The organism is Pseudomonas sp. OA65 (assembly GCF_017498305.1).
Taxonomy (GTDB): Bacteria; Pseudomonadota; Gammaproteobacteria; order Pseudomonadales; family Pseudomonadaceae; genus Aquipseudomonas; species Aquipseudomonas zanjanensis.
Window position 1 is genome coordinate 1 of sequence record NZ_JAGDEZ010000065.1, and the last position, 23,218, is coordinate 23,218.

The window sequence follows — 23,218 nt, forward strand, 5'->3', positions numbered from 1 at the left end:
CCCCCATTTGGATTGGGAGTGCTGCGCCCTCCAGCGGGAGCAAGCTCCCTCGCCACAACAGCTTATTGCCGCGAATATTGCCTCAAGCCGGCTTGGCCTCCGCCAAGGCCTGCTGTGCCAGTTCCTTTTCCGCTTCCTTGATGTCGTCTTCGCTGATCATCTCCGCGATCACCCGCAGCCGCTCCACCACCCGGGCGTTGACGCTGCCCTCCGGGAACTCACCGTTTTCATCCGGCTCGCCGGCAGGCTCGCCCACCAGCAGGCTCAGGGCTTCGTCGGCCTGACGCACCGCATAGACGTGGAACTGCCCGGCACGCACGGCGGCCAGCACTTTCTCGTCGAGCATCAGCGTCGCGACGTTGGCCTGGGGAATGATTGCCCCCTGCTCACCGGTCAAACCCCGGGCTTCGCAGAGGCGGAAGAAGCCTTCGATCTTCTCGTTGACCCCGCCCACCGCCTGCACTTCACCGAACTGGTTGATCGAGCCGGTGATGGCGAAGCACTGCTTCAACGGCGTCTTCGACAGGGCCGAGATCAGCGTGCACGCCTCGCCCAGGGACGCACTGTCGCCGTCCACGTAACCGTAGGATTGCTCCAGGGCGATGCTGGCCGAGATCGCCAGCGGGAATTCCTGGGCATAACGACTCCCCAGGTAACCCGTGAGGATCATCACCCCCTTGGAGTGGATCGGCTGGCCAAGGTTGACCTCCCGCTCGATGTCGACGATGCCGCTGCCGCCCGGGTACACCGTGGCGGAAATCCGTGCCGGCACGCCAAACGCCGAGTCGCCGACCTCGAGCACCGTCAATCCGTTGCATTTGCCCACCGCCGCACCTGCGGTGTCGATCAGGATGATCCCGGCCAGCATGTCATCGAGGATTCGCGCCGAGACACGCCCGGTGCGGGTGGCCTTGGCCTTGAGCGCACGTTCGATGTGGCCGGCGTCGGTCATTTCGTCACCGGCCAGTTGGCGAATGAAATCCGCCTCGCTGACCAACTGGAACAAATCACCGATGCGCGCCGACAAGCGCCCCTGGTGTTCAGCCAGGCGGGCGCTGTAGGTCGCCAGGCGCGCCACCGCGTCGGCGGTCAGCGGCGCCATGCCCTCTTCCGAAGTGCGGGTCTTGAGCAACTGGGCGAACTGCTCCAGGCTCTCGTCGCCCATCGGGATGTCTTCGTCGAAATCCACCAGCACGCGAAACATTTCCTGGAAGTCCGAATCCAGGTCCTGCAAGGCGTAATAGAGCTGGCGGGCGCCGATGATCACGACCTTGACCTGCAACGGGATGTGTTGCGGCGTCAGGGTCACCGTGGCCAGGCGTCCCATTTCACCCAGGGGTGATTCCATCTTCAGCTTGCGCGATTGCAGGGCACGCTTGAGCGCATCCCATACGAACGGTTCGCTGAGCATTTTTTCCGCTTCCAGGATCAGGAAGCCGCCATTGGCCCGGTGCAAGGCGCCCGGACGCAGTTGCCGGTAGGTGGTGTAGAGCGCGCCCTGGTCGGTGCTGTATTCAATCCGGCCGAACAAGTTGTCGTAGGTCGGGTGCGGCTCGAACACCACCGGCGCGCCACCACTGGACGGATGCCCGACCACCAGGCTCGGGGCGTACTGTTCTTCCAGCAGTTTGCGGGCGATGGCGTCGCTCTTGCTGTCGTCCACCAGTTGCTCGACCACGGTCTTGAGCAGATACACCTGCATGGCTTGCAGGTAACCACAGACCGCTGCGTTCTCTGCGTATTTTTCCGAGAGCGGCGCCAGCAACGGTTGCAGGGCCAGGGTGATGGTCTCTTCGTTGAGGTGGCGCAGCTGGTTGCTGGACTCGCGCTTCCATTGCGGCAGGCTGGCGAGCTCTTCGTTCAGGCGCTCCTCCAGACCGGAGATGTCATCGTGGAAACGCTCGCGCTCGGCTTCCGGCAACTGGGCGAACTCCGCCTCGTCCAGGGCCTTGCCGTCGCTCATCGGCGTGAAGGCAATGTTGCTGCTGTCACGGTACAGCGCGACGTCCTTCTCCAACGCCAGGCGTTCGATCACATCCAGGGCGCGGTCGTAGCGCTGGTTGAAGGCGCGGTCGATGGCGCTTTTCTTCTGCTGGTAGGACGGGTGCTCGAACACCGCCGGGAAGGTCGCCAGCAGGTTGTCGATCAGGCCGTTGATGTCGCCGATGAACGCACCGGCCGTGCCCGAGGGCAGTTCCAGGGCCCGGGGTTCGCGGGGCTCATCGAAGTTGTTGACGTAGACCCAGTCCGCCGGGGTCTGCAGGCGTTTGCCTTCGGCCTTGAGGTAGCGCTTGACGAACGAAAACCGGCCGGTGCCGGGCTCGCCCATGACGAATACGTTGTAACCGGGGCGTGGCATGGCCACGCCGAACTGCAAGGCTTCGACCGCACGTTCCTGGCCAAGCACACCGCGGAAGGGCTCCAGATCATTGGTGGTAGAGAAGCTGAACTGTTCAGCGGAAAACGGACGGGTCAGCGCTTCGGGCGCTAGACGCAAGCTGGCAGCAACAGGATCAGGCATCGGGCTTCCTTACATCAGGCGGGGCAGATAGCGGCATTCTGGCGCTGCCTGTACCTGACTGGCAAGGAGCGCCTCAGACCAAAGCATAGTCAACGGGAAAACCCCGGGCGGGGGCCCGTAAACAGATGATCACATGTAATGTTTTTGCAAAATGTCACGGAACCCTCGGATCGTGCCTAAACTCCAAACTGCGCGGCTGGAACAATAACCGGCCCACTGGCTGCTGTAGGGGCCAGACCCTGTCCATCGGTATGCACATAAAGAGAACATAGCTATGAAACGGATTCTTCTCGGTACTCTCTTCACCGCTGTATCCATCAACGCCATGGCTCAGGCGCCGGGCGGCCCGGATTGCGGCTGGGGCAACATGCTGTTCGAAGGTCAGCGTGGCACTCCCGCACACTTCCTGGCATCCACCACCAACGGCACGTCCGGTAACGCCACCTTCGGCATGACCTCCGGCACCAACGGCTGCTCGACCAACGCGGCACTGACCTACGGCGGCAAGTCCTGGCTGGCCATGAATGGCATGATGAACGAGCTGTCCGAAGACATGGCCAAGGGTCAGGGCGAAGCGCTGACTACTTACGCCGTCGTACTGGGCGTGGCGCCGGAAGACCGCGCGCATTTCTCCGCTGTGACCCACGAGCACTTCCAGCAGATCTTCAGCAAGGCTGACGTCACTGCCGAAGACGTGCATACCAACACCCTGGCCGTGCTGAAAAACGACCCACGCCTGGCCAAGTACGCCACTCAAGCTTAAGCTCGGCAGCACTCGCTCCTCTCGGGGAGCGGGTTTTCTTTTTGGGGCCCTTCGGTCTTTATTTTTCGACTTTCCAAGTAGCCGACTATGCTCAAACGCCTTGCCTGGCTGGCGCTCTGTGTGTGCGCCCCGCTGTCCGCCGCACCTCATGTCGACCCCCAACGTTTGCAGCAACTGGCCAGTGACCGCTTCTGGATCTCCCTGGGCCACTACGAAACCGCCAAGCTCGGCGGCTGGCGCAGCTATATCAGCGACAAAAAATTCTTCCTCGCCCCCGATGGCAACGAACATCCCGACCGTGAGTTGACCGCCACGCTGCAAGCCTTGTATGGCCCAGCCAACGCTGGCCAGCAACACGCCCAGTGCGTCTACCCGGCCCGAACCCGCTGGCTCAAGGCACAGCTCAACCTGACGGACCTGCCGGCGGTGAACTGCAGCGACTTCACCCAATGGTTCAAGGACGTCTCGCCCCACAGCGCGGTGATGATTTTCCCGGCCGCGTACCTGAACAGCCCGTCCTCGATGTTCGGCCACACCCTGTTGCGCATCGATCAGGCCGACGTACAAAGCGACAAGACCGCCCTGCTCAGCTACGCAATCAACTTTGGCGCCTACATCGAAGGCTCCGACAATAGCCTCCTCTATGCCTGGAAAGGCCTGATGGGCGGCTATCCCGGCCTGTTCGCCCTGGTGCCGTACCAGGAAAAACTCTCTGAGTACCGTAGCCTGGAGAACCGCGACCTGTGGGAATACCGCCTCAACCTGAGCCAGGCGGAAACCGAGCGCATGGTCGAACACGTCTGGGAGCTCAAGCAGATCCAGTTCGACTATTTCTTCTTCGACGAAAACTGCTCCTATCGCCTGCTCGAATTGCTGCAAGTGGCCCGCCCCAGCCTGCGCCTGACCGAACAATTCCCGCTGACGGCAATTCCCACCGACACCGTCAAGGCGGTGAAGGAAGCCGGCCTGGTGGAAAGCATCCAGTATCGACCGTCCCGGGAACGAGAACTGCTCAGCCGCGCCGAACCGCTCAGCGATGATGAACAGCAATGGGTACTGAAGGTGAGCGCCGACCAACAGCAACTGCAAGCACCGTCCTTCAAGGCGCTGCCGCGCGAACGCCAGGCACTGATCATCGATGCGGCCTATCGCCTGGAGCGCTATCGCGCCAACGGCCAGGAGCGTGATCCGCAACGGGCCCAGCGCAGCTTCGAACTGTTGCGGGCGATCAACCAGAACCCCGCGCCAGAACTGGAAATTCCGCAACCGGGCCTGCCCGAGGACGGTCACCAATCGCGCACCTGGCAGGCTGGTCTCGGCACGCGGGGCGACCGGGCATTCGGCGAATATGGCTTGCGCATGGCCTATCACGACCTCAACGACAACGCCGAAAGCTTCCCGCTGGGGGCACAGATCGAAATACTCCAACTGAAGCTGCGCCAATACGAGGGCAACGACTGGCAGGTGCAACAACTGGACCTGGCGACCATTCGCTCCCTGACCCCACGCAATGAGCTGCTGCAACCGCTGTCCTGGCAGGTCACCGGCGGCCTGGAGCGGGTACCGGGCAAACACGACGATGAAACCTTGGTCAGCCACGTCAACGGCGGCGCGGGCGGTACCTGGGCGCTGGGCGACGATGTGCTGGGTTTTGCCCTGGGCACGGTGCGGGTGGAACATAACAACGATTTCGCCCAGTTCATCGCCCCGGCCGCCGGTTTCAACAGCGGTGTGCTGTGGAAAAACCCGCTGGGCAACCTGAGTCTGGAAGCCAAGGGCGATTATTTCGTCAACGGTGAAGTGCGTCGTAGCCTGAGCCTCAACCAGCAGTGGGAATTGTCCCGCAACCTCGGCCTGCGCCTGAGTGCCCAACGGGAGTTCAGCCAATTGGCCTCGCCGGAGAATGAGGTAATGCTTGAAGTGAAGTGGTATCACTACTGACCTGGACGCAGCCCGGGCTTATCCCTCGCCATGAGTCGCATATAGGCATTCGTCGGAACCAAAACCCTCAAGCGCCAACAGAGGAGAACTTCATGAGCCGCGCCTTCGTCAATGAAGACAACGCCGCTGCCCAGGCCGACCAGCCGGTCGAGCGCCAGATCAGCGCGCAACCCAACTACGTCACACCGGCAGGGCTTGCTCAACTGCAGGCGCGGGTCGCCGAGTTGCAGCAAATGCATAGCCAACAGGCCGCCCAGGGCGAGCGGGGGGACAAGCAGCGTATCGCCGACATCGAACGAGACCTGCGGTACTTCAACCAGCGGCTGCAAAGCGCCCAGGTCGTGACATCGAACGCTACTGATCAGGTGCGGATCGGGCATTGGGTCACCTTTGCCGATGAGCATGATCGGGAGCAGCAAGTGCAATTGGTCGGTGAAGACCAGGCCGATGCTGCCAGTCGCTTAATCAACTGGGGCTCGCCACTGGGGCGGGCGTTGCTGGGGGCCAAGGTTGGGGATGAGGTGGTTTGGCAGCGCCCAGCGGGGGATCTCTTCATTACAGTTGTTGCGATAAAGACTGGATGACCAAAAAGTCATACGAAGCCTGTCCGACAATAAACTTTTAGAGCTTCCAGGGACGGAAAACTTCGAAGAAAGCGCATCAACTATCTTACGTCAACAGGCACACCCGGCTATGTGTAGCAATCTGTAACAGCAACATCAAGCTACAACAGCGAATTTGTACCGAGTCAGCGCCCTGCTAGTATTTTCCTGGCACCTACCGGTGCATCACGACAATACAAAGGAGCTGTATGATGAGTGAACAACTGTTGGCGATGTCTGGAAATTTCGATAGCGACTTCAAGGCATACTGCCAAGTTGAGGATACCGGCGAATTAACGTCATGGCGCCGTAACTTCCTGTAAGCCCAGCATTCGTAGTTGCAAATAGAATAGGCGGCGGCCTCACGGCCGCCGTCCTTTCACACCACCGCACGTAAGGCTCCGTATATGGCAGCTCCTGCCTCCTGACAACCAGCGCCAGCGAACTGAGTTCCGTAGTGTATCGCCTTGGGCATCTAAGCGCCCAGGCTGGCCATTGGCGTTTCCGACCTCTCTCCCAATGGTCTCATCCCCCCGCCATGCGGAGTTTCTGCTTTACGCCCCAACAGATATCATCCGATCCACCCCCCATACCCCAGGCAACTATTAATAGTCCGTTACTTTGTGTAGCCATATGTAACGCAACATAATGTCATAACAACCAAGTTGTGTTAAATCAGAACCATGCTACTGTTTTCCCCGCACTTAAACCGTGCACCGCAACAACAAAGGAGATACAACAATGAGCGAAAACACATTGACCATTGTCGAGTGCGGCACTGTAACAGCGCTGCGCTTTTATGCTAAATCCTTTGTCTTCAACGCAAACTTGCCCAACAGGTTTGCGACTCCCTAACCCCAGCTATAACAAAACCTCATTAACACCCTACTGTTCGGATGCGTTTAATCGCACCCGATAGACCGTGGTCACTGTATGTGTTTTTGATAACTATGAGGAAAAACCATGAGCGAAAAAATCCTGAACATGTCCGGCGACTTCTATAGCGAATTCGACGCTTATCAAGCCCCTGCGAACAACACCGCGTCGATCCTGTCGACGACGTTGGAGTGCAACACTTTCGGAACGTGCACCAATCTGGAATGTTCGACACTCGGGTGCTAAGCCTGTCAACTGATCGTCAGAACAGGCAACACCTATAAACATAGAGCAGGCATTGCCTGCTCTATCCATGTCTGGAGCAACGGCATGCTTGTTAACGCTTTGAAGATGAATCAGCGAGGCCAGTACCGATTCTCTTCCAACGGCGACATCGCCCTTTTTGAAAACAACCTGACCCGCCTGCATAACGATGATCAAGCCTTGCTGCATCACTTTGGGTTGGACAGGACGCAACTGGTTGCCTATGCCAAGGAGCCTATCAACGATTGGCACCTGACTAGCGACGGCGAAGCCGTCTTGATGACCTTGAAAGAAAACATCACTCGGCTCGACAGCATTTCAGTCGACCCACAGGCCTCGAGCGGCAAAGACAATTTCTATTGGTTTGGCTATCGTTTTTTTCTTTATTTCATCGACACGTTCAAGGCGGATGGGCGCTACAGCAAAGCCGCCATGCACATTGATGCACCCGCCCTGTTTGCAAGCCTCGAGCGCTACGTCCTGGCCCGAATCGGACGCACGTCAGAACAAAGTCTGGTCCATTATCTCAATACACGGATTGCCGATGGCGACGACATTGATCTGGATGGGTTCAGCGAGCGCCTGCGCACCTTGCCTCTGCTTGATTTTTTCGAAGCCTACCCCGTGTTGGCGACGCTGCTGTTTGATTTGCTGGAAGACACACTCAACTATCTTTACGCGATCATTCTCGACTTCGCCGATGATATTGAGGCGCTGGAGACGGCATTTTCGATTCCGTCTCGGACAATCGATGCCATTGAGTTCGGCCTGGGCGATCCCCACGGTCGCGGTGAAACGGTCTGCCAGGTCAAGTTCGGCACAACCTCGTTGGTCTACAAGCCACGAGCAAGCCGAGAAGCACTTTTTTTCAATCAACTGCTTGGACAACTACATGAGCGGACAGGCGCTGATTGTTTCGCCATCCACGCACCAAGAATCCTCAGCCGCGGGCGGCATAGCTGGGTAGAAAAGATCGACAACACGCCTTGTGTCAGCGCAGCGGACGTGGCGCTGTTCTACAGAAAGATGGGCGCACAAATCGCTGTCATCCACGCACTCAACGGCATTGACTTTCATTACGAAAATATCATTGCGTGTGGCAGCAGCCCGGTCATGATTGATCTCGAATGCTTGTTCACCGCGTCCACCAGCGACCTGTTACTCGAACTGCCTGCCGATTGTGCGCTGTCCAATACCTTCAAGTTGGTCCAGCAGTCGGTGTGTTCCAGCGGCTTTGTACCCTTCTCACAAGGTTCCAATAACGACCAGAGTGGACTGACTCGGCAGGAGCTGTTCATCTCCACCCGCCACGCCCTGGTTTTCGAAGAAGGCTTCTACCATTTACGCAAAACCGAATTCGAACACTTCCCAGAGCAAAAGCATTTGCCGCTTCTGCACGGCGTACACAAGGGACCTGAGGCTTATAAAGCGGAGCTGCTCCATGGCTTTGAATACGCCTACGAGCAATTGATGACCCATCGGCAGGCGATGATGCAACTACTGGAACAAGCCGCCGGCGAACTATCAACCCGCGTATTGCTTAAAAACTCACAGCGTTATGCTGACTTTATCGGATTGAGCCGCCACCCACGCTTCATGAAAAACATGCTGGACCGGGAACTTCTGCTTGCAACCCTGTGGAAGGATTTGAAAGAACCCTACCGGGAAAAGGGGATTCCGCGTCATGAAATAGCCGACCTGCAAAGAGCCGCCATCCCGTGTTTCACCCTGTCGCTCAGTTCCAACCAGCTGACGAGCGCACAAGGTGAAACAATCGAAATGACGCAGCTCCAGCCCCCCATAAAAAGTTGCCTACAGAAAATAGCCAACCTGTCTAATGCCGACAGGGCCTTACAACTCACGCTGCTCGAAATGTGTTTGTATCCAGGACTCAATGGACAGCCATCACCCCGTGCCACGTCTGATAAAGCGGTCCCAGAAAATCGACTCGATGGCATTCTGAGCATCAGCTCCCGCCTCGAAGCGCTTGCACTCAAGGGAACGGCAACGGACGTCAGTTGGTTGGCTTTCCATAAGCACCCCACGACTCAAAGGAAATACCCCTCCCCAATGGACCACGGGCTGTACTCCGGTATTGCCGGGATTGGGTTGTTTTACCTGAGCCTGTTCAAGGTCAGCGGCAAACCGCACTTGCTGTCACTCTTGGATCAGATACTGGACTCACTGGAACAACATTTTGGCTTCTTCAAAGCCGACATGACCGTCAGTGCTTACCATGGCCTGGGTTCTTACATCTATCTGCTCATCAATCGTCGCCAGATCACCGGCGATCCGAAACACGACGAGAAAATTGCCAGCCTGCTGACCCAATTGATTGAAGTACCGCCTGAACACTACGATTTCGACTTCTTGGGCGGTTGTTGTGGCACGGTAACGCTACTGGCCAACATCCACGCATTATCGACGCACGCGGATGTGCTGCCGGCCATTCGGCGCATGGTCGACTACATAAAGGATCAAGTCCTGATTGAAGACGGCCAGCTTCTGCGACGCAATGATCGCTCCGTCATTCTGACCGGCCTGTCCCATGGTCTCTCGGGCATCATCCATGCGTTGTGCAAAGCCTATGACGTGACTGGCGATGAAACGTTGGTGCCCTTGGCCATCCAGATTCTGGAGGGTGAAAACCGCTTGAGCCGGGAAGGTTTCTGGCTCGACCTGAGAGAGCTGGGCCCCCTGGACCATGCCTCGAAGTGGTGCCACGGAGACGGCGGCATTCTCATCGCCAGGCGACAACTCATGAAGTCGATGGGAGCTGCCTTGGATGAAACAACCCGGCAGACGGTGCTCGACGACATACAGCGCTGCGAGAACAACCTGTGGCAGCACGGCTTGGGTGACGGTTATAACTTGTGCCATGGCGATTTTGGCAACCTGATCTGCCTGTATGACTTGTATCGGCATTCGGACAATCCCGAAGGCATCAACAAGGTCAAACAGGCCCTTGGCGAAGTCGCCCGGCAGTTTTTCGAAGGCCCCGTCCTCGACAGCGATCGGGTTCCCGACGTCAGCCTGCTGACGGGCATTACGGGCGCCGGTTATGCCCTGCTGTATGAAATCGATCCGACGATTCCCAACATACTCTCGCTCGATTTCGCAGTGCCCGCGCAAGTGGGCTGACAGTCACTGTGGGAGCGAGCAAGCTCCTACATTTCTGATCATTGGTGAAAGCAGTATCGCGCCCATAAAAAACGGAGCCTTAATAGGCTCCGTTTTGTATACAACCGACCGAATCAGGCCAGTTTCTTGTGTCGTACACGATGCGGCTGGGCGGCCGCTTCGCCGAGGCGTTTCTTGCGATCGGCTTCGTACTCGGTGTAGTTGCCTTCGAAGAACACCGCCTGGGAGTCGTCTTCGTACGCCAGGATGTGGGTCGCCACGCGGTCGAGGAACCACCGATCGTGAGAGATCACAATGGCGGCGCCCGGGAAGTCCAGCAAGGCTTCTTCCAGGGAACGCAGGGTTTCGACGTCGAGGTCGTTGGACGGTTCGTCGAGCAGCAGGACGTTGCCGCCCTCCTTCAGGGTCAATGCCAGGTGCAAGCGACCGCGCTCACCACCGGACAGGTCCTTGACGAACTTTTGCTGGTCGCCGCCCTTGAAGTTGAAGCGGCCCACATAAGTGCGCGACGGGATTTCATAGTTGCCGATGCGGATCTGGTCGGAACCGTCGGATATCTGCTGGAACACGGTCTTGCTGCCGTCCAGGTCTTCGCGGCTCTGGTCGACGCAGGCCAACTGCACGGTTTCACCGATTTCGATGCTGCCCGAATCCGGCGTTTCCTTGCCCATCAGCATGCGGAACAGCGTGGATTTACCCGCGCCGTTACCACCGATCACACCGACGATGGCGCCTTTGGGCATGGAGAACGACAGGTTGTCGATCAGCACGCGGTCGCCATAACCTTTGGAGACGTTCTTGAACTCGATGACCTTGTCACCCAGGCGCGGACCGGCCGGGATGTAGATCTCGTTGGTTTCGCTGCGCTTCTGGAATTCCTGGGACTGCATTTCCTCGAAGCGTTGCAGACGTGCCTTGGATTTGGACTGGCGGGCCTTGGCGCCTTTGCGCACCCACTCCAGTTCTTCCTTCATGGCTTTTTCATGGGCCGACTGCTGCTTGGATTCCTGGGCCAGACGATCGGACTTGGCTTCCAGCCAACCCGAGTAGTTGCCCTCGTACGGAATGCCCGCGCCGCGGTCGAGTTCGAGGATCCAGCCGGCGACGTTGTCCAGGAAGTAACGGTCGTGCGTGATCGCCACCACGGTGCCTGGGAAGTCGTGCAGGAAATGTTCGAGCCAGGCGACGGAATCGGCGTCCAAGTGGTTGGTCGGTTCGTCGAGCAGCAGCATGTCCGGGGCCGACAGCAGCAGGCGGCACAAGGCCACGCGGCGCTTTTCACCGCCCGACAGGTGCTCGACCTTCGCGTCCCAGGCCGGCAGGCGCAGCGCATCGGCGGCGACTTCCAGCTGGCGATCGAGGTTGTGACCGTCGCTGGCCTGCAGGATCGCTTCGAGCTTGGCCTGTTCGGCGGCCAGTTTGTCGAAGTCGGCATCCGGGTCGGCGTAGGCGGCATAGACCTCGTCCAGGCGCGCTTGGGCATCCTTGATCACGCTGACCGCTTCCTCGACCACTTCACGAACGGTCTTGGTGGGGTCCAGCTGTGGCTCTTGCGGTAGGTAGCCGATGTTCAGGTCCGGCATCGGACGGGCTTCGCCGTCGAATTCGTTATCGACGCCGGCCATGATTTTCAACAGCGTGGACTTACCCGAACCGTTGAGGCCCAGCACGCCGATCTTGGCGCCAGGGAAGAAGGACAGAGAAATGTTTTTCAGGATTTCCCGCTTCGGCGGAACAACTTTGCTCAGCCGATGCATGGTGAAGACGTATTGAGCCATGGTGAACCTAGCGTCAGTGACAGGTGAAAAGAACGAGCCAGGCCATGCGCGGCGCGGGCTCTTGACGATCATCAATGCCTGCGGGCGGATAGAGCCTGGGAATCTGGAGCTGGAACGCTCTTTATTTGACCGGCAAAGCTACCTCAACCGTCGGTCAAGGTCCAGCCGCCCGGGGCTGGCACTTTGCCACAAGTCAAGGCATGCTAGCCGCCCTTCGGGCGTCCGGCTTATAGTGCACGTCGCGCCAGTCCAGCAAAACGCAGGATTACAGCTTGTCCAACGTCACTCCGCCCCTGTCCCCTCGCGCACCCGCTGTCGTGCCCGGCTCGCCCCTGCGCGGGACATTGAAGGGGGCGCTGGCCACGCTGGTGCTGCTGTTGCTCGGCTTGCTGTTCTGGCAACTGCTCGACCAACTGCACGAAACCCAGCAGCAACAGCGCCAGTACACCATCGACTACACCGCCGATCTCGCCGCGCAGGTCAGCCTGAATATGGCCTTGAACGCGCAAATCGCCCTCAACCTGCTACCGATCGTCGAGCAACCACAAACAGCCGACGAACAGCGCGCCCTGGTTCGCAAACTCCAGCAATCGCTCCCCGAATTGCGCAGCCTGGCGCTGCTGAGCCCCTCCGGCCGGGTGCTCAGTGACAGTGACGCCGACAGCCATGACGCCGACTATTTGAGCGAACTGGTGCGACGCAGCCGGGCCCAGGCCCATTATTTCAGCAATGCCGAAGACGGCTCCGTGGTGCATTTATTGTTGCATCAAGCCAGTGGTAGCGGCCGTGGTTACTGGGCCCTGCGCTTGACCCCGAACTTTTTTGCCACCCTGACCAAGCAGGCCGATGTGGGGCTGCGCCCGCTGTGGCTGGTGGAGAACCGGCTCAACCAGCAAATCATCAGCCGCGACGAGAGCCTGCCCTCGATCAGTCCCACCCATCTGTCCCCGGATGACCTGGAAAATACCGTACTGACCGTGCCCCTGAGCAGCAGCGACTGGCAACTGCGAGGGCTGTTCGACCGCCGACAGGTGATTGAGCAACTGTTGCCGGCCTTCATCGGCAAATGCCTGCTGGGCCTGGCGTTTTCGTTGTTGCCAGTGATCGCGCTGTTGAACATGCGTCGGCGCCAGCGGCAGTTGCACGAAGGGCGGCGACGTTATCAGGATATTTTCGAAGGCACCGGCGTCGCCCTGTGCGTCCTTGACCTGTCGGGGCTCAAGGCCTTTTTTGAGCGAGCCGGCCTGAACACTGGCGAACAATTGCGCGCCTGGCTGCAAACCACTCACCAACTCGAACAGCTGCGCCAGGAAGTCCACGTCACCGAAGTCAACCAGATGGCGTTGAAGCTGCTCAACGTCGACTCCTGCGATCAGGCTTGGCAGTTGCTGGTCGGCAAGGGTGCGCAGGACCACAATCCCGTCGGCTCGAAGCTGCTCGAAGCGCTGCTCGACCCACACAAACAGCTGGAACTGGAGATCAAGCTCCAGGACGCCCATGGTCGCGACCAGCACCTGTGGCTGGTGCTGCGCCTGCCGGAAAAACAGCACGACTACAACGCGGTCATCCTGAGCATCAGCGACATCACCAGCCGCAAGCTGATCGAGCTCTCGCTGCTCGAACGCGAGGGGTTCTGGTCCGACGTGGTGCGCACCGTGCCGGACCATCTCTATGTGCAGGACGTCATCAGCCAGCGGATGATCTTCAGCAACCATCACCTGGGCCAGACCCTGGGCTACGACCGCACCGAACTGCACCAGATGGGCGAATACTTCTGGGAAATCCTGCTGCACAGCGACGACGCCGACCATTACCACAACCTGCGCCAGGAACAACGACGGGGCGGCTACACGCAGTTGCTGCAATGCCAATTGCGCTTTCGTCATCGCAATGGCAAGTGGCGCTGTTTCGACATCCGTGAACAGGCACTGGCCCGCGACCGGCATAATCAGGTGACGCGGATCATCGGCGTCGCCAAGGACGTCACCGAGCAGATCGAGGCCAGCGAATCGCTGCGCGACAGCGAACAACGCTACCGGATGCTCGCCGAAAGCATCAGCGACGTGATTTTTTCCACCGACAACAAGCTCTCGCTCAACTATGTCAGCCCGTCGGTGCAAGCGGTGCTGGGCTACGCCGCCGATTGGATTTTCCAGAACGGCTGGCAATCGATCATCGCCAATCCGCAACAACTGACCGGCATCTACAGCCTGATGGACCGCGTCAGCAAGGCCCTCGACAAGCCCGACCAACTGGCCGAGCTGCGCAACCAGATGCAGACCCAGTTGTTCCTGTTCGACTGCCTGCGTGCCGACGGGCGCAAGATCCCCATCGAGCTGCGGCTGGTGCTGGTGTGGGATGACCATGGTGCGTTCGAAGGCGTGCTCGGCGTCGGCCGCGACATCAGCCAACAACGTCGCGCCGAAAAAGACCTGCGCATGGCCGCCACGGTTTTCGAGCACTCGACCTCGGCGATCCTGATCACCGACCCGGCCGGCTACATCGTCCAGGCCAACGAAGCCTTCAGTCGCGTCAGCGGTTATGCCGTGTCGCAAGTGCTGGACCAGTTGCCCAACATGCTGACCGTGGACGATCAGCAGGAAGCCCACCTGCGCTACGTGCTCAAGCAACTGCAACAGCACAGCACCTGGGAAGGCGAAGTCTGGCTCAAGCGCCGCAATGGCGAACACTACCCGGCCTGGGTCGGCATCACCGCCGTGCTGGATGACGAAGGCGACCTGGCCAGCTATGTGTGTTTCTTCAGCGACATCAGCGAACGCAAGGCCAGCGAGCAGCGCATTCATCGCCTGGCCTATTACGATGCCCTGACCCACCTGCCCAACCGCACGCTGTTCCAGGATCGCCTGCACACGGCGCTGCAATCGGCCGAACGGCAGAAGACCTGGGTCGTGCTGATGTTCCTCGACCTGGACCGGTTCAAGCCGATCAACGACTCCCTCGGTCATGCCGCCGGCGACCGGATGCTCAAGGAAATGGCCACGCGCCTGCTCGGCTGCGTCGCCGATGACGACACCGTGGCGCGCATGGGCGGCGACGAGTTCACCCTGCTGCTGCAACCACGCGCCAGCCGTGAAATGGCGCTGAACCGAGCCATCAACGTGGCCGAGCAGATCCTCGCCAGTCTGGTCCGCCCCTTCGTGCTCGAAGGCCGCGAGTTCTTTGTCACCGCCAGTATCGGCATCGCCCTGAGTCCCCAGGACGGCAACGAGCTGAGCCAGTTGATGAAAAACGCCGACACGGCCATGTATCACGCCAAGGAACGCGGCAAGAACAACTTCCAGTTCTACCAGGCCGACATGAACGCCAGCGCCCTGGAGCGCCTGGAACTGGAAAGTGACCTGCGCCACGCCTTGGAGCAGAACGAGTTCGTGCTGTATTACCAGCCGCAGTTCAGCGGCGATGGCAAACGTTTGACCGGCGCCGAGGCCCTGCTGCGCTGGCGCCATCCGCGACGCGGATTGGTGCCGCCGGGGGACTTCATCCCGGTACTCGAAGAACTCGGGCTGGTGGTGGACGTCGGCGACTGGGTCATCACCGAAGCCTGCCGGCAGCTCAGGACCTGGCACCAGGCCAAGGTCCGGGTGCCGAAGGTCTCGGTCAACATTTCGGCCCGGCAGTTCTCCGACGGCCAGTTGGGCACGCGCATCGCCAACATCCTGCGCAGCACTGGACTACCGCCGGCCTGCCTGGAGCTGGAACTGACGGAAAGTATCCTGATGCGCGAAGTCAGTGAGGCGATGCAGATCCTCGCCGGGTTGAAGAACCTGGGCCTGAGCATTGCCGTCGATGATTTCGGCACCGGTTATTCGTCGCTCAACTACCTCAAGCAATTCCCCATCGACGTGCTGAAGATCGACCGCACCTTCGTCGACGGCCTACCGTCCGGCGAGCAGGATGCGCAGATCGCCCGGGCGATCATCGCCATGGCCCACAGCCTCAACCTGGCGGTGATCGCCGAGGGCGTCGAGACCCACGAGCAACTGGACTTCCTGCGTGAACACGGTTGCGACGAAGTCCAGGGTTACCTGTTCGGCCGGCCGATGCCGGCCAACCGGTTTGAAGCGCAGTTCAGCAATGATGCGTTGTTTATGTTGGATTGAAGCAGCTGCGAGCTTAGAGCTTCAAGCGGCAAGCTAAAGGCAGAAGCCGGTCCGCATCAACTTGCAGATTGATTGAAGCAGCTGCGAGCTTCAAGCTAACGCGAATCGGCTTCTACTTGCAGCTTGTCACTTGCAGCTTGAAGCTGAATTCCTTTCATATGCCTTCCAAAACCGGTTGAGGTAGAATGCCCCCCTTTTCTGCCCCCGATCCTTGAGGACCGCCATGTTCAGCCGTGATTTGACTATTGCCAAGTACGACGCCGATCTCTTTGCCGCCATGGAGCAAGAAGCTCAGCGCCAGGAAGAGCACATTGAGCTGATCGCTTCGGAAAACTACACCAGCCCCGCGGTGATGGAAGCTCAAGGCTCGGTACTGACCAACAAGTACGCCGAAGGCTACCCAGGCAAGCGCTACTACGGTGGTTGCGAGTACGTCGACGTGGTCGAGCAACTGGCCATCGACCGCGCCAAGGAACTGTTCGGCGCCGATTACGCCAACGTCCAGCCGCACGCAGGCTCCCAAGCCAACGCCGCCGTGTACCTGGCCCTGCTGTCGGCCGGTGACACCATCCTGGGCATGAGCCTGGCCCACGGCGGTCACCTGACCCACGGCGCCAGCGTTTCCTCCTCCGGCAAGCTGTACAACGCCGTCCAGTACGGCATCGACGGCAACGGCCTGATCGACTACGACGAAGTCGAGCGCCTGGCCCTCGAGCACAAGCCGAAAATGATCGTGGCCGGTTTCTCCGCCTATTCCCAAGTCCTCGACTTCCCGCGTTTCCGCGAGATCGCCGACAAGGTCGGTGCCTACCTGTTCGTCGACATGGCCCACGTTGCCGGCCTGGTCGCCGCAGGCGTCTACCCGAACCCGGTGCCGTTCGCCGACGTGGTCACCACCACCACCCACAAGACCCTGCGCGGTCCGCGCGGTGGCCTGATCCTGGCGCGCGCCAACGCCGACATCGAGAAGAAGCTGAACTCCGCCGTCTTCCCGGGCGCCCAGGGTGGCCCGCTGGAGCACGTGATCGCAGCCAAGGCGATCTGCTTCAAGGAAGCCCTGCAACCCGAGTTCAAGGCTTACCAGCAACAAGTGGTAAAAAATGCCAAGGCCATGGCCGGCGTGTTCATCGAGCGCGGCTTCGACGTGGTGTCTGGCGGTACTGAAAACCACCTGTTCCTGCTCTCGCTGATCAAGCAGGAGATCTCCGGCAAAGACGCCGACGCGGCGCTGGGCAAGGCGTTCATCACCGTCAACAAGAACTCGGTGCCCAACGACCCACGCTCGCCGTTCGTCACCTCGGGCCTGCGCTTCGGCACCCCGGCCGTGACCACCCGCGGCTTCAAGGAAGCCGAGTGCAAGGAACTGGCCGGCTGGATCTGCGACATCCTGGCGGACCTGAACAACGAAGCGGTCATCGACGCCGTGCGTGAGAAGGTCAAGGCTATCTGCAAGAAGCTGCCGGTATACGGCGCTTAATCAGCTCGCCAACGCGTAGCCAAGAAGGCCCGCATCGAAAGATGCGGGCCTTTTTTATTGGCGCGTAAAACTACGCAATCAAATAACTAACGCCAGCCAACATTTAACGTCCTGCAATACAGACAATCCCACAAGCGATTAACAACTCAATAAGATCCGACTCGTTCCACTTTAACTTTATCACTCAATTCAGGAGTCAATATTCACATGGACAGTGAACATTCCTTTCATGCAACCCTTGATATGTTCAGCGCTCACGTCAATCTTCTGGGAAGGCTGCATGGCAACCCCGCGCTGGCGACCGTCAGTGCTTTCAGCGGTGGCTTTTTTACCGGCAACCCTCAGACCCAGGATCACTCACACCTGCTTGGCATGCGCGCCGAAGCCCCTAGGACGCGCGGCGAACCCTTGCGATTGCATTTCCGACAAACGGCGGGCGGCTATCTCCTGACCATAAAAAACACCGGTGATCACTACAACAAATTGATCAGCAAAAGTTTATTCGAAGTACTTGGCGCAAAAGACCCCAACACTAAAAAGCCGACGCTCTTCACCCTTATCGACCTTCAACAGAATGTCATCACGCCGGAAAGCATCAGATCCGGTCACACCCCTGTTTCGCTCATGACCGCCAATAAAAAATATGTAGGGGGTTTGAGACTGCGCGGCTCACCTTATCTCTATCTTGCCGAGACAGAAGAACGGTCGAAAGCGATGTTCATTCTGAGCATCCTTTGAGAAAAGTACGCGTCGCACTCTTAAACACTTAACAACCAGATTGTGGCGAGGGAGCCGGGCTGCCCTGTAGGAGCTGCCGAAGGCTGCGATCTTTTGATCTTGATCTTTCGCTTACGACTCAATTGTCTGGGACAAGATCGCAGCCTCGTTGCACTCGACAGCTCCTACGCAGCGGCATCTGCGGCAACTTTTTTCAAGCCGAGAAAAGGCTCAAGGACAAGGCTCGCGCCGCAACTGGTAAGACCGGTCAAGCCAAATCGTCACAATCGGGCTTGCACACCCGCGAAAACAGCGCCTAGACTGCGCCTGCACTGGACAAACCGGTAAGACCACAATAATGAAGTCCCGACGCCAGCACGCCTGGCGAACAAGGACACCGAACCAGGAATCCCTCCCATGCTTAAATGGTGCTCGCGGTCGATCTTCCTTCAAGTTGTCCTCGGACTGGTGCTCGGCATCGTCTGTGGGCTTACCCTTCCCGAATACTCTGCACAGCTCAAACCCCTCGGCGACGGCTTTATCAAGCTGATCAAGATGCTCATCGGCCTGATCGTGTTCTGCGTGGTGGTCAGTGGTATCTCCGGCGCCGGTGACCTCAAGAAGGTCGGGCGCATCGGCCTCAAGTCGGTCATCTACTTCGAAGTCCTCACTACCATCGCCCTGGTCATCGGCCTGGTCCTTGCCTTTAGCACGGGCATTGGCAGCGGTGCGAACATCCACCTGGAGCAGCTCGCCAGCACGGACGTGAACGACATCGCCCAGCGCGGCCAGCACCTGGTCACCACCACCCAGTTCCTGATGAACCTGATCCCGACTTCAGTGATCGGGGCGTTCGCGGAAAACAATATCCTGCAGGTGCTGCTGTTTGCCGTGCTGTTCGGCAGTGCGTTGAATCTCGTCGGTGACGCCGCTTCCGGCATTTCACGGTTGATCAACGAGCTCAGCCACGTGATCTTCCGCATCATGGGCATGATCGTGCGCCTGGCCCCCATCGGTGTGTTCGGCGCCATTGCCTTCACCACCAGCAAATATGGCCTGGACTCGCTGCAGCACCTAGGCAGTCTCGTCGGCCTGTTCTACCTGACCTGCATCGCTTTTGTCGCCGTGATCCTCGGCCTGGTGATGCGTGCATCCGGCCTGCCGATGCTGCCGTTCCTCAAATACCTGCGCGAAGAACTGCTGATCGTCCTCGGTACCGCTTCGTCTGATGCCGTGCTGCCACAGATCATGCGCAAGCTCGAACACCTGGGAATCGGCAGCTCCACCGTGGGCTTGGTGATTCCAACTGGTTACTCGTTCAACCTGGATGGCTTTTCGATCTACCTGACCCTGGCGATTGTCTTCATCGCCAATGCCACCGGTACGCCCCTGGCCCTGAGCGACCTCTTGACCATCCTGCTGGTATCGCTGATCACCTCCAAGGGCGCCCACGGAATTCCCGGCTCGGCCTTGGTGATCCTGGCGGCGACGCTGACCGCGATCCCGGCGATCCCGGTGGTGGGCCTGGTGCTGGTGTTGGCCGTGGATTGGTTCATGGGCATCGGCCGGGCCCTGACCAACCTGATTGGCAACTGCGTGGCCACCGTGGCGATTGCCCGCTGGGAGAAAGACATCGATGTGCCTCGCGCGCGCAAGGTGCTGTCCGGCCAACAAGGCTATACCTTCCAACCCAGAAAGCCGGTGGGCAGTGCCCATCAACAGGAATTCTGAAAGACTGCGGTGCCGGACCGCGAACCGGCACCGCCTGATTGATTTCCAAGGAGTCATATGTGATCAGCTCATCGACCGTCGTTAATTCCGTGGTGGAGAAACTCCGCGCCGCCCTCGCCCGGGGCCAGTGGCGCTCGGGGGACATGCTGCCCGGCCAGCGCGAACTGGCCGAGCAACTGGGCATCAGTCGGCCCAGCCTGCGTGAAGCGGTGATCGTCCTGGAGACCCTGGGCCTGGTGCGCTCGATGCCCGGCAAAGGCGTCGTGGTGCTGGAGGCCAATCTCAACGATGTCGCCAGTGAAGGCAGCGCCATGGCCGGCGCGAGCCTGGAAGACCTGCTGCAATTGCGCTACACCCTGGAGCCCTTCATCGTCGGCCTCGTGGCCCAGTCCATCAGCAGCAAAGAAGTCGGCCAACTGCGCCTGACCCTCATGGACATGCGCGAAGCCCTGGAAGCCAACGACAGCGACGCCTGTGCCAACGCCTACATCGCTTTCCATGAAGAGTTGTTTGCCCTGACATCCAACCCGATCTTCCAGAACGTGGTCCAGCAGACCAGCAACGCCCTAAAGCAAAGCGCCGATGTGTTGCGCAACTCGCCCGAGCACCTGGCCGAACGCTTGGAAGAAAATGAAGCCGTGGTCCGTGCCATCCGTGGCAAGAACAGCGCCCAGGCCAGCGCCGAAATGCGCCGGCACATTCTCCGGGAAGGCCAGCGCATGGGCATCGAATTGAATATTCCGGACGACAGCCTCGGCACTTGAGCCTGGGCCTGCGGAGACCGCCATGAACACTCTCGTTTCCCATCAACATAACCGCGATGTACTCGCCACCCTGCCCTTGCCCGGCCGGATCGGCAAACCGTCGGTGGACGATATCTACCCGCGGATCTTCGACGCCATCCTCGAACAACGCATTGCTCCGGCCAGCCGCTTCACCGAGGAAAGTCTGGGGAATGTGTTCGGTGTCAGCCGCAGCATCATCCGCCGCGTCCTGGCGCGCCTGTCCCATCAGCAAGTGGTGATATTGCGGCCCAACCACCGCCCCCAGGTCGCCGCACCGGATCTGGAGCAGACCCGGCAGATCCTCCACGCTCGCCGCCTGGCCGAACAGACGCTGGTGCGCCTGGCCTGCAAGGCACCGCGACCGCAGGATCTAAAACGTCTTCGGGATCTGGTGGAACAGGAACAGCACTGCCTGGACCGCGGCGAGCGTGGCCCGGCAATACGCCTGTCCGGCGAGTTTCACCTGCAATTGGCCGCCATGGCCGGTAATGCGCCATTGTTGCAATTTCTCGGCAGCCTGGTGCCGTTGACCTCGCTGGCCCTGGCGCGGTACGAGGTCAAGTCGCGCCGACATTGCGCCTGGCAGGAACACTGGGCGATCGTCGATGCGGTGGAAGGACGCAACGCCAACGAAGCGGTGCGGCTGATGGATGAGCACCTGGACCATCTGGAGCAAAAACTGCTGATCAAATAGCGGTGGTGGCGAGGGGATTTATCCCCGCTGGGCAGCGCAGCGGCCCTAAAGCAGTTACCTCAATCTTCCTGGCACACCGAGTTGCCTGGTTTGGGGCCGCTGCGCAGCCCAACGGGGATAAATCCCCTCGCCACACAGTCAAAGTAGCGCGGCCTCGAATCCGGCGCGGATCTTCTCTTCAGGCAGTTCGTCGGCGATGAACACGATCACGCTTTCCCGGGCTTCATCGGGGGCCCATTCGGTGTCCCAATCGAAACCGTACAACTTGAGCACGCCTTGGAACACCAGTCGACGGGGTTCGCCCGCGATGTTCAGCACGCCTTTGTAGCGCAGCAGTTGCTTGCCGTGTTCTTCCAGCAACTGGTTCATGAACTCGCTGAGCTTGTCGATATCCAGCGCCTTGTCGGTGCGCAACACCAGGCTGCTGATGCGATCGCCCGGGGTGGCCTTGCCCACCGGTCGCAGGCTGAACCCTGCGCCCAGGTCCGCATTGAGGTTGAAGCCGCGAATGTCGAGCAACTCGGCCAGGTCGATCTGGCCGTGCTCGACCACCCGGATCGGCGCCCGCCGGTTGATGCGTGTCAGGCGCTCGCCAAGGGCCTGGACCTGGGCGGCGTCCACCAGGTCGGTCTTGCTCAGCAGCAGGCGATCGGCAAACCCGACCTGGGCCTGGGCGATGGCCTGGGTCAGGTGGATGTCGGCGTGAGCGGCATCCACTAGTGTGAGAATGCCGTCGAGGATATAACGCTCGCGCAAGTCCTCGTCGATGAAAAAAGTCTGCGCCACCGGGGCCGGGTCGGCCAGGCCGGTGCATTCGATCACCAGGCGGTCGAAGGCGATCTCTCCATTGTCCAGTCGCTCAAGTAACAGGTACAGGGCCTTGGTCAGGTCGGTGTGAATGGTGCAGCACACGCAACCGTTGGCCAGGGTCATGACTTGCACCGGCTCGTCGCCCAGCAGTTGGGTGTCGATGCCGGCATCGCTGAATTCGTTCTCGATCACGGCGATTTTCAGGCCGTGTTCGGCCTTGAGCAGATGGCGCAACAGCGTGGTCTTGCCGGCGCCGAGGAAGCCGCTGAGGATGGTGACCGGGATGGGAGAGGACAACATGATTCTCCTGTTTCGAAATTAAAGAAAAGCACAAACCAATGTGGGAGCGGGCTTGCTCGCGAAGGCGTCGGGTCAGTCAACATCAATACTGCTGATCCGACGCTATCGCGAGCAAGCCCGCTCCCACAAGGGATTTGTGGCGTATACAAATCCTGAGACCACCCCAAAACAACTGTGGGAGCGGGCTTGCTCGCGAAGGCGGTGTGTCAGCCACATCAATGGCGACTGACCCGACGCCTTCGCGAGCAAGCCCGCTCCCACATGGGGGTTGGGTTTAGCTCAAGTCAACAGCACTTGGGCCCACCCTTGCCGCCGTAACGGGCCTCTTGGCGTTCGCGGAAGAACGCCTCGTAGTCCATCATCGGCTTGTCCGGGTGCTTGGTTTGCATGTGCTCGACGTAGTTGTCGTAGTCGGGCATGCCGACCATCAGGCGGGCGGCCTGACCAAGGTATTTACCCAGGCGACTCAAGTCATTGAACATCGTTGCAATCCTCTATCAAGCGTCCGGCAAGGCCTGGAATGGCGCTTCTTTGTCCGTGCGTTCCTTCGTGCCCCAGGCGGCGATGCCAACCTTGAGCGCGTAGAACAGGATGCTGAAGACCACGAACAGGAACAACACCGTCAGCGTTGCGTTGGTGTAGGCGTTGAACACCACGTGCTGCATCTGCTCGATGCTCTTGGCCGGGGCCAGGATCT

At 59.6% G+C, this 23,218-nt stretch carries 16 protein-coding genes; 11 read left to right on the top strand and 5 right to left on the bottom strand.

What is annotated here, in order from left to right:
• Positions 1-82: 82 nt before the first annotated feature.
• Positions 83-2,521, bottom strand: a complete 2,439-nt coding sequence (locus tag J3361_RS28195; RefSeq protein ID WP_207967294.1) for an ATP-binding protein — start codon at positions 2,519-2,521, stop codon at positions 83-85.
• Positions 2,522-2,795: 274 nt separating this feature from the next.
• On the opposite strand from J3361_RS28195, the gene J3361_RS28200 reads away from it, so the two are divergent.
• The 5 genes from J3361_RS28200 (at position 2,796) to lanM (ending at position 10,108) form a co-directional block, all read left to right on the top strand.
• Positions 2,796-3,284 (top strand): DUF3015 domain-containing protein, encoded by a 489-nt coding sequence (locus J3361_RS28200; RefSeq protein ID WP_030140293.1) that lies wholly within the window; start codon positions 2,796-2,798, stop codon positions 3,282-3,284.
• A gap of 87 nt (positions 3,285-3,371) precedes the next feature.
• Positions 3,372-5,225 (top strand): DUF4105 domain-containing protein, encoded by a 1,854-nt coding sequence (locus J3361_RS28205; protein ID WP_207967295.1) that lies wholly within the window; start codon positions 3,372-3,374, stop codon positions 5,223-5,225.
• A gap of 92 nt (positions 5,226-5,317) precedes the next feature.
• A complete protein-coding gene (locus tag J3361_RS28210; protein ID WP_207967296.1) occupies positions 5,318-5,809 on the top strand; it encodes a GreA/GreB family elongation factor in 492 nt (163 codons plus the stop codon).
• A gap of 981 nt (positions 5,810-6,790) precedes the next feature.
• Positions 6,791-6,949 (top strand): hypothetical protein, encoded by a 159-nt coding sequence (locus J3361_RS28215; protein WP_186730508.1) that lies wholly within the window; start codon positions 6,791-6,793, stop codon positions 6,947-6,949.
• An 84-nt stretch (positions 6,950-7,033) separates the two neighbouring features.
• On the top strand, positions 7,034-10,108 hold the full coding sequence (gene lanM, locus J3361_RS28220; protein WP_207967297.1) for a type 2 lanthipeptide synthetase LanM: 3,075 nt from the start codon (positions 7,034-7,036) through the stop codon (positions 10,106-10,108).
• A 113-nt stretch (positions 10,109-10,221) separates the two neighbouring features.
• On the opposite strand, the gene ettA is transcribed toward lanM, so the two are convergent.
• On the bottom strand, positions 10,222-11,886 hold the full coding sequence (gene ettA, locus J3361_RS28225; RefSeq protein ID WP_186613001.1) for an energy-dependent translational throttle protein EttA: 1,665 nt from the start codon (positions 11,884-11,886) through the stop codon (positions 10,222-10,224).
• Between the two features lie 272 nt (positions 11,887-12,158).
• Between ettA and J3361_RS28230 the strand changes: the two genes are divergently transcribed.
• From J3361_RS28230 to J3361_RS28255, 6 genes are all read left to right on the top strand, one after another.
• Entirely contained in the window at positions 12,159-16,007 is a 3,849-nt protein-coding gene (locus J3361_RS28230) for a bifunctional diguanylate cyclase/phosphodiesterase (RefSeq protein WP_207967298.1), read from the top strand.
• A 223-nt stretch (positions 16,008-16,230) separates the two neighbouring features.
• Complete coding sequence (gene glyA, locus J3361_RS28235; RefSeq protein WP_030140299.1) at positions 16,231-17,484, top strand: serine hydroxymethyltransferase; 1,254 nt, start codon at positions 16,231-16,233, stop codon at positions 17,482-17,484.
• 207 nt (positions 17,485-17,691) lie between these two features.
• The gene (locus J3361_RS28240) at positions 17,692-18,222 is read left to right on the top strand and encodes a hypothetical protein (RefSeq protein ID WP_207967299.1); all 531 of its coding nucleotides are present in this window, start codon (positions 17,692-17,694) and stop codon (positions 18,220-18,222) included.
• Between the two features lie 396 nt (positions 18,223-18,618).
• On the top strand, positions 18,619-19,932 hold the full coding sequence (locus J3361_RS28245; protein ID WP_207967300.1) for a C4-dicarboxylate transporter DctA: 1,314 nt from the start codon (positions 18,619-18,621) through the stop codon (positions 19,930-19,932).
• A gap of 59 nt (positions 19,933-19,991) precedes the next feature.
• Positions 19,992-20,696: a FadR/GntR family transcriptional regulator gene (locus J3361_RS28250; RefSeq protein ID WP_207967301.1), complete on the top strand. Its 705-nt coding sequence runs from the start codon at positions 19,992-19,994 to the stop codon at positions 20,694-20,696.
• A 22-nt stretch (positions 20,697-20,718) separates the two neighbouring features.
• Positions 20,719-21,411 (top strand): GntR family transcriptional regulator, encoded by a 693-nt coding sequence (locus J3361_RS28255; protein ID WP_207967302.1) that lies wholly within the window; start codon positions 20,719-20,721, stop codon positions 21,409-21,411.
• Between the two features lie 138 nt (positions 21,412-21,549).
• On the opposite strand, the gene yjiA is transcribed toward J3361_RS28255, so the two are convergent.
• The 3 genes from yjiA to J3361_RS28270 form a co-directional block, all read right to left on the bottom strand.
• On the bottom strand, positions 21,550-22,521 hold the full coding sequence (gene yjiA / locus J3361_RS28260; protein WP_207967303.1) for a GTPase: 972 nt from the start codon (positions 22,519-22,521) through the stop codon (positions 21,550-21,552).
• Positions 22,522-22,805: 284 nt separating this feature from the next.
• Entirely contained in the window at positions 22,806-23,003 is a 198-nt protein-coding gene (locus J3361_RS28265; RefSeq protein ID WP_003182142.1) for a YbdD/YjiX family protein, read from the bottom strand.
• 15 nt (positions 23,004-23,018) lie between these two features.
• On the bottom strand, positions 23,019-23,218 hold a 200-nt coding region (locus J3361_RS28270), incomplete at its 5' end, for a hypothetical protein (RefSeq protein WP_207965868.1).

Bases quoted from the DNA above. Each gene is read 5' to 3' on its own strand.
- J3361_RS28205 (WP_207967295.1), top strand. From the start codon at position 3,372: ATGCTCAAACGCCTTGCCTGGCTGGCGCTCTGTGTGTGCGCCCCGCTG.
- J3361_RS28240 (WP_207967299.1), top strand. From the start codon at position 17,692: ATGGACAGTGAACATTCCTTTCATGCAACCCTTGATATGTTCAGCGCT.
- J3361_RS28255 (WP_207967302.1), top strand. From the start codon at position 20,719: ATGAACACTCTCGTTTCCCATCAACATAACCGCGATGTACTCGCCACC.
- J3361_RS28245 (WP_207967300.1), top strand. From the start codon at position 18,619: ATGCTTAAATGGTGCTCGCGGTCGATCTTCCTTCAAGTTGTCCTCGGA.
- J3361_RS28200 (WP_030140293.1), top strand. From the start codon at position 2,796: ATGAAACGGATTCTTCTCGGTACTCTCTTCACCGCTGTATCCATCAAC.
- ettA (WP_186613001.1), bottom strand. From the start codon at position 11,886: ATGGCTCAATACGTCTTCACCATGCATCGGCTGAGCAAAGTTGTTCCG.
- lanM (WP_207967297.1), top strand. From the start codon at position 7,034: ATGCTTGTTAACGCTTTGAAGATGAATCAGCGAGGCCAGTACCGATTC.
- J3361_RS28265 (WP_003182142.1), bottom strand. From the start codon at position 23,003: ATGTTCAATGACTTGAGTCGCCTGGGTAAATACCTTGGTCAGGCCGCC.
- J3361_RS28195 (WP_207967294.1), bottom strand. From the start codon at position 2,521: ATGCCTGATCCTGTTGCTGCCAGCTTGCGTCTAGCGCCCGAAGCGCTG.
- yjiA (WP_207967303.1), bottom strand. From the start codon at position 22,521: ATGTTGTCCTCTCCCATCCCGGTCACCATCCTCAGCGGCTTCCTCGGC.
- J3361_RS28215 (WP_186730508.1), top strand. From the start codon at position 6,791: ATGAGCGAAAAAATCCTGAACATGTCCGGCGACTTCTATAGCGAATTC.
- J3361_RS28210 (WP_207967296.1), top strand. From the start codon at position 5,318: ATGAGCCGCGCCTTCGTCAATGAAGACAACGCCGCTGCCCAGGCCGAC.
- glyA (WP_030140299.1), top strand. From the start codon at position 16,231: ATGTTCAGCCGTGATTTGACTATTGCCAAGTACGACGCCGATCTCTTT.